Origin of the sequence: Pseudomonas sp. Pseusp88 (assembly GCF_047303955.1) — a bacterium.
Taxonomy (GTDB): Bacteria; Pseudomonadota; Gammaproteobacteria; order Pseudomonadales; family Pseudomonadaceae; genus Aquipseudomonas.
The window spans coordinates 46,984-60,726 of sequence record NZ_JBGLYM010000005.1 but is presented as its reverse complement, the minus strand read 5'-3'; the positions used below and the strand labels follow the sequence as shown (position 1 = coordinate 60,726).

Annotated in this window: 11 protein-coding genes; 4 read left to right on the top strand and 7 right to left on the bottom strand. The window is 59.6% G+C overall.

What is annotated here, in order from left to right:
* Positions 1-3 precede the first annotated feature (3 nt).
* A complete protein-coding gene (locus tag ACCD02_RS08575; RefSeq protein ID WP_413300369.1) occupies positions 4-375 on the top strand; it encodes a DUF2934 domain-containing protein in 372 nt (123 codons plus the stop codon).
* Positions 376-531: 156 nt separating this feature from the next.
* Positions 532-2,724: a glycogen debranching protein GlgX gene (glgX, locus tag ACCD02_RS08570; RefSeq protein WP_413300367.1), complete on the top strand. Its 2,193-nt coding sequence runs from the start codon at positions 532-534 to the stop codon at positions 2,722-2,724.
* 214 nt (positions 2,725-2,938) lie between these two features.
* Here the strand turns inward: glgX and ACCD02_RS08565 are convergent, their stop codons facing one another.
* The 5 genes from ACCD02_RS08565 to ACCD02_RS08545 all read right to left on the bottom strand — a co-directional run bounded on the left by ACCD02_RS08565 (position 2,939) and on the right by ACCD02_RS08545 (position 9,427).
* Positions 2,939-4,099, bottom strand: a complete 1,161-nt coding sequence (locus tag ACCD02_RS08565; protein ID WP_413300365.1) for an L-talarate/galactarate dehydratase — start codon at positions 4,097-4,099, stop codon at positions 2,939-2,941.
* Between the two features lie 137 nt (positions 4,100-4,236).
* Positions 4,237-5,592 (bottom strand): MFS transporter, encoded by a 1,356-nt coding sequence (locus tag ACCD02_RS08560; protein WP_413300363.1) that lies wholly within the window; start codon positions 5,590-5,592, stop codon positions 4,237-4,239.
* Positions 5,593-5,787: 195 nt separating this feature from the next.
* On the bottom strand, positions 5,788-6,840 hold the full coding sequence (locus tag ACCD02_RS08555) for a LacI family DNA-binding transcriptional regulator (RefSeq protein WP_413300361.1): 1,053 nt from the start codon (positions 6,838-6,840) through the stop codon (positions 5,788-5,790).
* 241 nt (positions 6,841-7,081) lie between these two features.
* A complete protein-coding gene (locus tag ACCD02_RS08550; RefSeq protein WP_413300359.1) occupies positions 7,082-8,149 on the bottom strand; it encodes an alpha/beta hydrolase family protein in 1,068 nt (355 codons plus the stop codon).
* A gap of 393 nt (positions 8,150-8,542) precedes the next feature.
* A complete protein-coding gene (locus ACCD02_RS08545; RefSeq protein ID WP_413300357.1) occupies positions 8,543-9,427 on the bottom strand; it encodes a LysR family transcriptional regulator in 885 nt (294 codons plus the stop codon).
* 96 nt (positions 9,428-9,523) lie between these two features.
* Between ACCD02_RS08545 and ACCD02_RS08540 the strand changes: the two genes are divergently transcribed.
* Complete coding sequence (locus ACCD02_RS08540) at positions 9,524-10,450, top strand: DMT family transporter (RefSeq protein WP_413300355.1); 927 nt, start codon at positions 9,524-9,526, stop codon at positions 10,448-10,450.
* Between the two features lie 40 nt (positions 10,451-10,490).
* Here ACCD02_RS08540 and ACCD02_RS08535 read toward each other — a convergent pair whose 3' ends face one another.
* Entirely contained in the window at positions 10,491-11,105 is a 615-nt protein-coding gene (locus ACCD02_RS08535; protein ID WP_413300353.1) for an FMN-dependent NADH-azoreductase, read from the bottom strand.
* Between ACCD02_RS08535 and ACCD02_RS08530 the strand changes: the two genes are divergently transcribed.
* Positions 11,064-11,636 carry a hypothetical protein gene (locus ACCD02_RS08530; RefSeq protein ID WP_413300351.1) on the top strand — a complete coding sequence of 191 codons (573 nt, stop codon included), beginning with the start codon at positions 11,064-11,066 and terminating at the stop codon, positions 11,634-11,636. The genes ACCD02_RS08535 and ACCD02_RS08530 overlap by 42 nt on opposite strands.
* Here the strand turns inward: ACCD02_RS08530 and ACCD02_RS08525 are convergent.
* The gene (locus ACCD02_RS08525) at positions 11,633-13,555 is read right to left on the bottom strand and encodes a phospholipase D-like domain-containing protein (protein WP_413300349.1); all 1,923 of its coding nucleotides are present in this window, start codon (positions 13,553-13,555) and stop codon (positions 11,633-11,635) included. The two genes, ACCD02_RS08530 and ACCD02_RS08525, sit on opposite strands and share 4 nt — an antisense overlap.
* Positions 13,556-13,743: the final 188 nt, after the last annotated feature.

Below are 13,743 nucleotides of genomic sequence, written 5' to 3'. Positions count from 1 at the left end.
GAGATGAATGCCGACGAAAAAAGAATCCGCGAGTTCGCTTATCAAATCTGGGAATCGGAAGACAAGCCCCATGGCCAGGAAGAGCGCCACTGGGAAATGGCTCGCAAATTGGCCGAAGCCGAAGCATTGGCTCCGGACAAGACCACTACACGCAAGGCCGCCAAGCCGAAACTGCCCAAGGTAGACGGCGCAGCCGAGCCCAAACCGGTGGCGAAGGCACCGGCGAAACCTGCCGCCAAAGCGGCGGCCAAGGCCAAGCCATCGACTCCAGCGGCACCGGCGCCAAAGCCCGTGGCATCGGCGGCCAAACCTGCTCCTGCTGCACCGAAAAAACCTGCTGCTGCAAAAAAACCGGGCAAGCCACCAGCGCCTTGAACTCTTTCGGTTCACTGACCGTCCATTGATACAGGGAGCGTCGCAGGCGCTCTCTGTAATGAATCCGTCCCTTGATCCAGATCCTGTTGACGCGACTATCGCTTCGACATCGGCTTCGGCCGTCTCTCGGAAAAGCTTTTGAAGTCAGGAATGATTATGAGTACTCGACCCGCCGACACCGCAAAAAAGGACACCCGCAAAAGCAGTTCCCATACCGCGGAGCCGACTGTAACCGCGTCGCGCATCCGCGAAGGCCTGCCCTTCCCTCTGGGCGCCAACTGGGACGGTCTGGGCGTCAACTTCGCGCTGTTCTCCGCCAACGCCACCAAGGTTGAACTGTGCTTATTCGACTCCTCCGGTGAGGTGGAACTGGAGCGTATCGAACTGCCGGAATACACCGACGAAATTTTCCATGGTTATCTGCCGGACGCCCATCCCGGCCTGATCTACGGCTATAGGGTCTACGGCCCTTACGACCCGAAGAACGGCCATCGCTTCAATCACAACAAGCTGTTGATCGACCCCTATGCCAAGCAATTGGTCGGCAGTCTGAAATGGTCGGAAGCCTTGTTCGGCTATACCATCGGCCACCCCGATGGCGACCTCAGTTTCGATGAGCGTGATAGCGCGCCGTTCGTGCCAAAAAGCAAGGTCATCGACCCGGCCTACACCTGGGGCCGCGATCAACGGGTCAGCGTGCCCTGGGACCGTACCGTGCTGTACGAGACCCATGTGCGCGGCTACACCATGCGTCACCCCTCAGTCCCCGATGAGCTCAAGGGCACCTTTTCCGGGCTGATGGTCGAGGATGTGATCCAGCATATCCGCAAGCTGGGGGTCTCCTCGGTAGAACTGCTGCCGATCCATGCCTTCGTCAACGATCAGCATTTGCTGCAGAAAGGCATGACCAACTACTGGGGCTACAACAGCATCGCCTTCTTCGCCCCGGACCCGCGCTACCTGGCTCACGGTAAAATTGCCGAGTTCAAGGAAATGGTCGCCCATATGCACCATGCCGGGCTGGAGGTCATTCTCGATGTGGTCTACAACCACACTGCCGAAGGCAACGAACTGGGCCCGACCCTGTCCATGCGCGGCATCGACAACTCCTCGTACTACCGCCTCAATGCCGACGACAAACGCTACTACATCAACGACTCCGGCACGGGCAACACCCTGGACCTGAGCCATCCCTGCGTCCTGCAATTGGTTACCGATTCGCTGCGCTACTGGGCCACGGAGATGCATGTGGACGGTTTCCGCTTCGATCTGGCGACCATTCTTGGTCGTTATCGCGACGGTTTCGACGAGCGCCACAGTTTCCTCGTTGCCTGTCGCCAGGATCCGGTGCTGCGTCAGGTCAAACTGATCGCCGAGCCTTGGGATATTGGCCCCGGCGGTTATCAGGTCGGTCGTTTCGCCCCTGGCTGGGCCGAATGGAATGACAAGTTCCGCGACACCGTGCGAGCCTTCTGGAAAGGTGACGAGGGCCAACTGGCCGACTTCGCCGCCCGTATGACGGCCTCCGGCAATCTGTTCAACCATCGTGGACGCAGACCCTATGTTTCGGTCAACTTCGTCACCGCCCATGACGGTTTTACCCTGCATGACCTGGTGTCCTACAACGACAAGCACAACGAAGCCAACGACGAGAACAATCAGGACGGCAGCAACAACAACCTGTCCTGGAACCATGGTGTCGAAGGCCCTACCGATGACCCGGCGATCAACGAGCTGCGCCTGCGTCAGATGCGCAATTTCATTGCCACCCTGCTGTTCGCCCAAGGTACGCCAATGATCGTTGCCGGTGACGAATTCGCGCGCACTCAGCACGGCAATAACAATGCCTATTGCCAGGACAGTGAAATCGGTTGGGTCAACTGGGACTTGGACGAGGACGGCAAATCCCTGCTGGAGTTCGTCAAGCGCGCGACCAAACTGCGTCAGACCTACCCGATCCTGCGCCGTAACCGTTTCCTGGTGGGCGACTATAACGAGGCCATCGGTGTAAAGGACGTTACCTGGCTTGCGCCGGATGGCAGCGAAATGGGCATCGAGCAGTGGGAGGATCGCAATGCCCGCTGCATGGGCATGCTGATGGATGGTCGCGCTCAGGAAACCGGCATCCGCCGTCCCGGTGGCGACGCCACGCTGTTGCTGGTGGTCAATTCCCATCACGACGGCGTCAACTTCACCCTGCCGCCAGTGCCCGAAGGCAAGGACTGGAAATGCCTGCTGGACACAAATCGTCCGGATATCCACGGCCAGGAGACCTTTGAGTTTGGCAGTGAATACACGGTAACGGCGCGCTCGTTGTTGCTGTTCGAGTTGCAGCACAAGGACGCTTGAAAAAACATAAGCAGGGCGCGTTTCTGTGGGACCGGCTTCAGCCGGGAAGGCATAGGCAGGGTTGATACATTCTTATCGCCTGCCATAACGTCTTCCCGGCTAAAGCCGGTCCCACATTGCTGTGGCTTTCCTGTCAGCCTGCGCGGTCAGTCAGCCCTCACCATCGGTGAGATGTATTCGCTCCTACCAGTTGCTCTAACAGAGTCCTTACGGCTTAAGGGCGTATTCCTACTTCAACCTCTTGCGCCGTCCAGGCCTTGACCTGTTCACTCATGGACAGGCCCAGACCCGGGCGGGTCGGCACCAGCATGCGGCCGTCGCGGGTTTCCAGGCGTTCGTTGAACAGCGGCTCCAGCCACTCGAAATGCTCCACCCACGGCTCGGTCGGATAGGCCGCCGCCAGGTGCACATGCAGTTCCATGGCAAAGTGCGGCGCCAGCATCACGCCCGCCTGTTCTGCCATGGCCGCGACTTTCAGGTACGGCGTGATACCACCGACACGTGGCGCGTCAGGCATCAGGAAGTCGGCGCCGCGCAGTTTGATGAATTCGGCATGCTCAGCGACGCTGGTGAGCATTTCCCCGGTGGCGATAGGCGTATCGAACTGTTGCGCGAGCGCCGCGTGGCCTTCGGCGTCGTAGCAGTCCAAAGGTTCTTCGATCCAGATCAGGTTGAATTCTTCGAAGCGACGGCACATGCGCTGGGCGGTCGGCCGGTCCCATTGCTGGTTGGCATCGACCATCAGCGGGAAGCTGTCGCCCAGGTGTTTGCGCACGGTACTGACACGATGCAGGTCAATGGCGCAGTCCGGCTGGCCGACCTTGAGCTTGATCCCGCCGATGCCCTTCTCACGGGACATATCGGTGTTGTGCAGCAGTTGTTCCAGCGGGGTGTGCAGGAAACCGCCCGAGGTGTTGTAGCAGCGCACGGAATCACGCTGGGCACCGAGCAAACGAGCCAGGGACAGGTTGGCGCGCTTGGCCTTGAGGTCCCACAGGGCCACATCGAAAGCACCAATGGCCTGGGTCGACATACCGCTGCGGCCCACCGAAGCACCGGCCCAGCACAGCTTGGTCCACAGCTTGGCGATATCGCTGGGGTTCTCACCGATCAATGCCGGGGCGATCTCCCTGGCATGGGCGAACTGCCCCGGACCACCGGCCCGCTTGGAGTAGCTGAACCCCAGGCCGCGATGACCATCAACCGTTTCGATCTCGGCGAACAGGATGGCGATTTCAGTCATGGGCTTCTGCCGACCCGTGAGCACCTTGGCATCACTGATCGGGTTGGCCAGGGGCAGGAACACTGACGAAACCCGGACCCAGGCAATTCGATCGTCGTCGGATGATTTGAGGTTTTGTTGTTGTGCGAGCATGAGGCTCTCCTTGGGGCAAACAGGATGAATACGATGTAGGAGCTGCCGAAGGCTGCGATGCCAGCGCGTCAGGTAAATCTGATCGCAGCCTGCGGCAGCCCCTACAGGGGAACGCATTTATTCAATAGGCGAGGTTTTTACCCGCGAGGCTGCAGCTGCGGTGCAATGACGGGCTCAGGCTCATCCTCAACCTCATCAATTTCCAGGCGCTTGAGCGGCCCGACGATAAACAGGTAGGCGAAGGCACCTAGCAGGCCCATGGCGCCGACGTAGAGCAGTGCCGAATCGAACGAGCCGAGCTGATTGACCAGCACACCGATGGCGATCGGAGTGACGATGCTGGCGATGTTGCCGCAGAAGTTGAACATCGCCCCACTGATGCCCATGGCGCGCTTGGGCGAGACGTCGCCGACAATGCACCACCCCAGATTGCCGACGCCCTTGGCGAAGAACGCCACTGACATCACCAGAATCACCAAAGGCACCGACTGGGTGTAGTTGGCGACGACGATGGTGCTCGACAGCAGCAGGCCGCAAATGATCGGGGTCTTGCGCGCGGCGGTCAGGCTGAAGCCTTTCTTGAGCATCCAGTCCGACCAGATGCCGCCGATCATGCCGCCCAGGCAGCCAGCAATGGGTGGGATCGCCGCAACCAGGCCAACCTTGAGCATGGTCATGCCCTTGGCTTCGATCAGGTAGGTGGGGAACCAGGTCAGGAAGAACCAGGTAATGGAGGTCAGGCAGAACTGGCCCAGATAGACGCCGAGCATCATGCGGTTGCCGCCAATGGCGCGAACCCGCTTCCAGCTGAATGGCGTCTTCACGTCGCCCATATTGGGCAGGCCGCCACCGGCTTCGATGTAGTCGATTTCAGTCTGATTGGCGCGTTTGTCCTTGCGCGGCTCATGGACCATCTTGAACCACAGCAGGCCGATCAGGATGCCGGCGCCGCCGGTCCAGAAGAACACATGCTGCCAGCCAAAGCTGTTGAGCAACAGCACCATCAAGGGCGTGAACGCCGCCAGGGCGAAATATTGCGCCGACTGAAAGATAGCCGTCGCCAGACCCCGTTCGTGACGGGGAAACCACATCACCGTCAGACGGTTGTTCGCCGGGAACGCCGGGGATTCGGCCACGCCCATCAGGAAGCGCAGAACGAACAGCGCCAGGAATGCCGAGCTGAACATGTCCACATAGCCCTGAAGGAAGGTCAGCGCCGACCAGATGATCAGGCTCATGCCCAGCACTATGCGGGAACCGAAGCGGTCCAGGACGATACCACCGGGGATCTGCATGCTGGTATAGGCCCAGCCGAACGCAGAGAAGGCGATGCCCATGGTAATCGCGTCAAAACCCAGGTCGCCACGCATGGCAGGCGCGGCGATGGACAGGGTGGCGCGGTCCACGTAGTTGAATACGGTAACGATGAAGATCATCGCGAGGATGAGATAGCGGACGTTGGTCCGCGCTATCGACGGCGTAGGATTGCTCACTGTTGTTGTCCTTATTGTGTGGTGTTGCAGTGCTGGCCTGCCCTGTTCCGAGATTTTTGTGATTGCCATGATTGCGCAATCATTACGATTTCAAAAAAAAGGTACTGCGCGGCAGGCAGATCACCTTGGGCCTGATCTTACACTGATTGCGCAATCATTCAACGCCACAAAACAGGGTTTTTTAAAAAAATGGGTTCAGGTACTTTGTCGATCGATCAGGGTAAAGCCGGTATCGACCCGCACTGGATCGTGGCTCCCTTCGGGATATTTGAACCGATCCAGCAACGCTTGGGCGACATATTGGCCGATCTTGCTGCCATCGACGCGCACCGTGGAGAGCGCTGGATAGACCTGGGCGGCACTGCTCAGGTCACCGAAACCCATCACCGCCAGGTCGGTCGGCACCTGCATGCCGCGACTGGCGGCTTCGGCAAGAATACCTTGGGCGATCGTGTCGGAACTGCACACCACGATATCCGGCCGCTCGCCTTGATCCAGCAGCGCCTTGAGCCCTTCCCTGCCGACTTCAAGCGTGGCCGGTGGGGTCATGACCTGCAGTGGCACCTGTTCAATGCCGTGGCGCTGCAACTCGGCAATCAGACTGTTACAGCGGCGCAGGCCCCGAGGGTCGCTGATGGTCACTACGGCAAAGCGCTTATAGCCCTTGCCGAGCAGATGCCTGGCTGTCTCCTCGCCCACTTGCTCATGGGAAAACCCCACCAGCATATCCAGGGGATGCTCACTGAGGTCCCAGGCCTCTACCACCGGAATACCCGACTGGGCCAGACGCAGGCGGCTGGATTCGGTGTGCAGCGTGCCGGTCAGGACAATCCCGTCCGGACGACGGCCCAGTACCGCTTCCAGCAGCTTTTCTTCCTGTTCGGCGGAGTAACCGGTAAGCCCCAGCAACGTTTGGTAGCCCGCTTCGGTCAGGCGATCCATCAAGGCCTGCACCGTATCGGCGAAGATCGAGTTGGCGATGGTAGGCAGAAAGATCGCCACAAGACGGCTTTTGTTGCTGGCCAGGCCCCCCGCCAGCATGTTCGACACATAGCCGGTCTTGCGCACGGCTTCGCGGACCTTGTCGCGGGTCTCTTCGCTGACCAGTTCAGGGCGATGCAAAGCCCGGGAAACGGTCATCGGTGAGACCCCGGCAACCTTGGCGACATCGATCAGAGTAAGACTGGAAGCCTTTTTCGGCAGGGACAAGTCCATGGTGACCGTGGACTTTCCGGGTTTCTTCGGCATGGGGTTTCCGGGTTCGAAGCGCGACAGGGTAACGGCGGGAAGCGAATTTACCAAAGCTGTGCGTTGCACGCACGAAAGCAAATCAGCGGCAAGATTTTTGTGGGAGCGAATTCATTCGCGAAGAGGTCGTTCAAACGATAAACATGCATCGAATGTCCCGGCCCCTTCACGAGTGAATTCGCTCCCACACAGCGTCCGTACAGGGCTTACCACACAGCAAAGGAGCTGCAGCCAATAACCCTCAGAGCCCTGCGCTGGCTTGCGCAGACTCGCCCTGATCACGATGAGCCGTCTGCATCCCGGCCAATTCCGAGACACCCAGGGCGCTGTCGAAGAACTGTCCGGCATCGGAACTCAGTTGCCGATGGATATCTTCACGATCAACGCCAACCCGGTCGTTGCACATCACCGGAACGGTCGCCCGTTGCTCGTCGGTGCACGGCGCCATGAACACGAAATGCCCTGCCCCGGCCAGGAGCTTGAACTCCGGGCTCTTGGGCAGCTTGCGCGCCAGGGCTTGGGCGTTCTTGTCCAAAGCCAGCAGCTCGTCGCCGTCACCGGCATACATCAGCACTGGCACCTGCACGTCACTGAGGGTCTGGCGACCGAACATCAGGCTCAACGGTGCCATCAGCATCAGGGCGCGGACCCGGGGATCGGCCTTGGCGTGCAAGTCTTCACGGTCGACCAGCAACTCGCCCTGGGTCTTGCAGGCGTCGCGATCCTGCGGACGTTCGATGCAGTATTCACGCAGGCGTTGCAGGTCCGGCTGGGCACCGGCAAGGATCAACGCGGTCTCGCCGCCAGCGGAATAACCGATCACGCCGACCTGACGCGGGCTGAGATACGGCGACAACATGGGGTCAACCAGTGCGGCACTGATGGCTTCGGAGATCTGCAGCGGTCGACCGTACAGGTTGCTCAAGGCCCCCAGGCGGCTGTGATCAAGGTAGTTATCGCCGGGGTGCAGCACGGCAACCACGACGAAGCCCTGGCGGGCCAGAGACGTGGCCAGGTCATGCAGCGCAAGCGGCGTCCCGGTATTGCCGTGGGACAACATCAGCAGCGGGAAACGGCCCATGGCGATGTGGGCATCTTCACCGGCATGGAGTTCGTAGCCCTGAACTTTAGTGATCTGTTCATCATCCGTGGACGGATAGAAAGCGATGGCCTTCATCGGCTGGGAATCCAGTGGATCAAGGAAGCTCAACTCGTGGAAACCCGCACTCCACTGTTCTTCGGCCTGCACCTGCACCGAAATCAGGCTATCGAGCAGACACACCAGCATCACTGCACAAAGACGTACCATCGTCAGGCCCCACCCCTTTCAAGTCCGAACTGCCACTCCACCCCTACAACCCGGCAAACCTGCCAACGGCGCACTTATCACACCTTCATGGCATACAACACTGCATAAGTCGGGCCAGACATCCGGAATAATCATTCCTACAAGTAAGAATTGATAATTCGGTCAACTTTCAGAGCGTCATCTTACTTTCGATAAAGAAACGTCGCGCGTAAGGAAATCGTCAATCTTGACGCGTCAACGGAATTGACCTCCGCACAAGCAGAAAACTCCGTCGCGTCGAACAAATAAATATAGGTCCGCTCAACAGAACTACCCATCCACGCGACCAGAGGTCAGCGCTACGCACGCCAACGGGTGTAACAGGAAGAACTTCAGCGCACGCAAGCCACAACATTATTCAAAGGGTGTCACGGGCTCCCTGAACTCAGCCTGTAACAAATCGACAAAAGCATCACGGGCAGGATGCCTACCTGCGCTTTCATGCCAGTAAAACAGGTTGTCGATACCGGCCAGTTCAGCGAACTCATGACCTTGCCAGCCCGCCCCCGCGCGGTATTGCTCGTAGATCCCGCGAGGCACCAGGGAAACCCCGGCACCGGCACTGACACAGCCGACGATGGCGCCATAGCTGGCGATGCTGGTGATGGACGGCACCTGTTGATTGCGCAGCAACCATTGTTCCAGGGCAAAACGGTAGGGGCAGCCCGCAGGCCACATGAAGATGGCTTTGCCCTGTAAATCCGCTGCCGTACGTATTGGGCCCCCGGACGTCGGTGCGATCAGGATCAGGTCTTCGCGGTACATCACGGCACGCTTGAGGCCCTGGCGCTCGACGTCCACCGCGACAATGGCACCATCGAGACGGCGATGACGAATATCGTCGAGCAACTGCGTCCAGTTGCCGGTGCTTAACTCCAGGGAGACCTGAGGATACAGCGCATGATATCTGGCCAGCAGCCGTGGCAACCGTCCCGAAGCACTGGACTCGATAGCGCCGATGCGCAGCGGGCCGCACGGTGCGCCGACAGGCCCCAGGGCATGACGGGCCTCATCGGCCAGGGCGAGGATTTTCCCCGCGTATTCCAGCAGCACCTCGCCGGCAGGGCTGATACGCAAGCCCCGCCCTTCGCGGAAAAACAGCGTCGCACCCAGCTCCTGTTCCAGGGACTTGAGCCGGGCAGTGATATTGGACGGCACGCAATGCAGGACCTCGGCAGCACGCACGATACTGCCCAGCTCGTAGACCGTCTTGAACATGCGCAGTTGGGCTATTTCCATGACTGACTCAAAGTGAATGTTCAGCTCAGTTTAAATCACTTGTAGTGAGTAGATGGGTTTTTGATACTCGCGGCTTCGATGAGCAGGAGCCGCGACATGCATGCCATTACGCCCACCGCAGAGACGGCCGAAAAGCCCAGGCCCGCCCTGAAAATCGCCATGGCCACGCTGTTCGTGGTTCTCTGCTGGGCCTATTCGCCAACCGGAATCCATATTGCCCTGCACGACTACGGACCCGGTCATCTGGCGCTGTTACGCTTCATCGTGGCCTCCATTTTCATGGCAGGTGTGGCACTGGTCATGCGTATTTCCCTGCCGCGCCTGCAAGACCTGCCGGTACTGGTCCTGCTCGGCCTGTTCGCCGTCAGCCTGCACCATATCGCCCTCAATTACGGGCAACAGGGTGTCAGCGCCGGAGCAGCCAGCGTACTGGCGCAAACCACACCCCTGTTCAGCACGCTGCTGGCGCATTTCGTCTTCAGGGATCGGGTCAGCGCCAGACAGTGGGCCTGTGTACTGTGCGGCCTGTTCGGCATTGCCATCGTGGCTGGCGGCGATCATGGCTTGGCCGCACTGAACCCGCAGGCGCTGTTGATTCCGCTGGCAGCCTTGTCCTGGAGCCTGTATTTCGCCCTGCAGAAACGCCATTGCCATCGTTACAGCGGGCTGACCATCGTGTGCTACACAGTCTGGTCGGGCACGGCGCTCCTGCTGATCTATTTGCCGGGCCTGTGGCAGGTCGCGCAACGCGCCTCGCCCGCAGCCAACCTGGCCGTGCTCATCCTGGGGATTTTCCCCAGTGCCCTGGCGTATCTTGCATGGGCTTACGTGCTGACGCACAGCAACGTCAGCCGCGCCGCCCTGGCGCTGTACCTGATCCCGCCCACGGCCATGTCGATGGCCTCCATCGCCTTGGCTGAACGCCCTACGCTTATGGTCATGGCTGGAACAATCATCGTCCTGGCAAGCGTACTGGTCCTGACCTTGAGCCCGGCCATAAAACAAAAAACTCCGCCGCCCTGAACAGGGCGACGGAGTTTCGAGAAGCCAGCCAGCCGTGTGATCAGGCAGCCGCGAACAGCTCTTCGGCGATCTGCTTCTGCGCAGCAGTGATGGCGTTCGCGCGAGGCTCGTCACCGTAGGCCAGGCCATGGGCGAAGACGAATTCGATATCGGTGATTCCGAGGAAACCGAACAGCACTCGCAGCAGGTCTTCGTGACCGGCGCTGGTAGGCTGGCCGACATGCAGGCCACCGGACGTCGACACGATGATCAGCTTCTTGCCACCGCATAGGCCTTCCGGGCCGGCTTCGGTGTAACGGAAGGTGCGGCCGGCAACGGCAACGCGGTCGATCCAGGCCTTGAGCTGGCTGGGAATGCTGAAGTTGTACATCGGCGCACCAATCACCACGACGTCGGCATCAATGAACTGCTGCAGCGTCGCTTCGTTGGTTTCTGCTTCCAGCTTCTGCGCAGCAGTGCGGGCATCGGCAGGCGTGCCACCAGCAGCCAGGCTGGCGCCATTGAAGTGACCCAGCGCCCCTTCGCTCGCCAGGTCGAGGTAGCTGACCTGGGCAGTGGGATCGACAGCCTTATAGGCTTCAACCACGGCACTGCTGAGCTGGCGGGAGGCCGAATGATCGCCAAGGATGCTGGAATCGATATGCAACAGTTTCATATAAATGCTTCCCAAAGTGAGAATCGCCACTTGGCGATCAAGTGGGATAATCCTACAGGGCATATCAATGAGCGATTAGTCTGTATTTTTGCGATTGTTTGTCCCACTGATGGGACAATCAGCAGATTGACTCAGCGGCATTCCATTTCGAATGCATTGGCACAAGCTGCCGAAGGCTGCGAAAGCGACGGGTCAGGTACACCGGTTCTCAGCTTTCGGCAGCTCCTGCATAGCGCATCCCTAACCATTGCCTCCATCGATTGTCGTCATCACCCGTGTTCGTTTCTCTGCGGCCCCCATTCAGCGGATGCTTGCTCCATTCTTTCAACGCTGGCCATTGCGGCTGGCCCATGGGGAGCACCGAACATGCTGATTCTGGCCTCGCTGGTTCTGATTTTTGCCGCCGTGGCGGTCTATGGTTTTACTGCGCTGATCATTCTGGTCGCGCGCGGCACAGCGCACACCGCCATGGCGTCGCCCGCATCGCGTGGTCTGGCGGACGGCAAAGGCGCCAACTGCCTGCGCGGCTAGTCATCGGCCAACAAATACGCGCGTAGATCCTGTGCATCGGCATCGACATATTTGTCCTGCCAGGTGTCGTCCTCGCGCAGAAAGCCTTTATCCACCGCCTTCTTCATACTCTTGCCCTTTAATCCGGCCTCGCGGGCACGTTCCTGTTGAACGGCGCGGAAGCGATAGTGCTCGACCACATCGAGGACATGCACGGCATAGGCGCAGGCCAGGGATTTGTTGCCACGCACGATTATCAGGTTTTCGTCATTGGCGTAGGACGCCTTGAAACCCAGGTTATGACTTCCCGTAATCACCACGCAGTCCTGATCGGACATCGGGTCGATCACGATGATCTTGTCGTGCACGATGGCATGGCCAATACCCAGTAATTCCTTCTGAAAGTCGCCAATCTGATCGTGCAAGGCCTCCGCCCGCACCATGAGCACGTTGGGCAGCCCTGGCGGAGAGAACACGGCAGGTGCAGCCACTTTGGGGTCATCTGCCGCCGGGCTCTGGTAACCCGGCATGGCAGTCGGATCGCTGATGGCACCCTGAATCAGCAAGCCGGGGCGGTGTCGGCCAAAGGTCAGCGCGGCCGCGACGGCGGTGTTCAAGTCGTCGCCGGTCTCACTGGTACGCCCCGGATTGAAGACCAATAGAAAGATCGCGTGCCGGGCCTTGGCCATCAGCTCGAATACCGCAGCAAGATCCGGCGGCACCGTCCTGGTCGCCGGGCTCCCCCGCATGGGTGTATTGGGCGAAAACCACAGCTGCACGGGCACACTGCCCTGATTGATTTCAGCGTTTACCGCCATCGCATTGGCCAGGCGCAACTCGGGGCCTTGACTAGCCTTGTTGCTGGCGTAAGCAGGCTCGGGAATCGGTTGTGGGTCCTTCAGCAGCCTGAACCAATAATCCAGATAAGCCCGGGCGACTGCGGCGCAACGAAAAACGACGGTGTTGTTGGTCTGAGTGCATAAACCGGTCGGCGTCCAGTTGGTGCTTCCGCTCCATACGGCTTCGGGCTTGCCGTTGATCAGCAGAATGGCGAATTTGTTATGGCCGATACCTGATGAGGTATTGAACATCCGATCCTGAATTCGCTCGGGGCCGAATGCGTTGTGCAGGCGTTTTCGCGCCTGTTCATTGGTGGTATCCCACCGCTTGTTTTTCTCGTCGTATCCGGCCGTGGACAGAATCAGATGAGTGCGCCCGGCATGTTTCTCGAGCAGCTCGACCAACTCGGGGTCGCAGAGTTCGTACAGCGCGCAGTAGATCTGCCCGTCCCGCGCCTCTGCCTGGAGAAAGATATCCCTCAACATGGGCAACACATCACCGGCCAGGAAGGTGCGCAAAGGGTCGACGGGGTCATAGATGCGTTTGCGCAACTGGGCAGCACTGGGAGTCTTGCCCTTGGGCGTATGCAATTGCTTGCGCAGGTTCTGCGTGGACAGGATGCCATTGTTGAAACCCGCCGAGACGTCACCATGATCGTTGCTGGCGACAATCTCGTTGGTTTCGATGGCCGCTCCGTAGAACCCCAGCGTGATCGGCAGGCCGCTGTACTTGCCGGGCTGTGCGGTGTCCGTCGGTGGGACCGCCTCCCTGCCCTCCTGCAGACGGCCAACGGGGCGAACTTCATAGCGGACCCGCAACGGGCCGGATCGGCTGTCGAGTTTGTTACGGCTCTTGCGCAGCGTCAGGTCACGCCATGAGAACTTCTGAATGGGCCAGACACTTGTGTCCTGTTCTTCCCATTCGGGATTGGACTGGGACTCGAAGGCCACCCAGGACGGCAGCACACGGCGTTCGCCCGTGTCGACAAAAATCCGCGTGATCAGGAAGCCCAGGCAGCCATCGATCCTGCCGTCGGTCTCCCAGGCCAGATACGCCACCTCATCGTTACAGAACGCTTTGGCCTTGATGATGTTTGCCATGCTTGCTCCCTCCAGTCCCTGGTAGCGCCCATGCGCGCCGGGTCGACTTCAACACTCGCCCCCGGAGATGGCAATTGAGTGAAGCCGCGCAAATCGTCACGCAGCCAGCAGAACGCAGATTATTGGTAATGAAACTTCAATCGCCTGCGAGTGATGACACTGCGCAGGCGAAGCTTTCAACGTTCAGC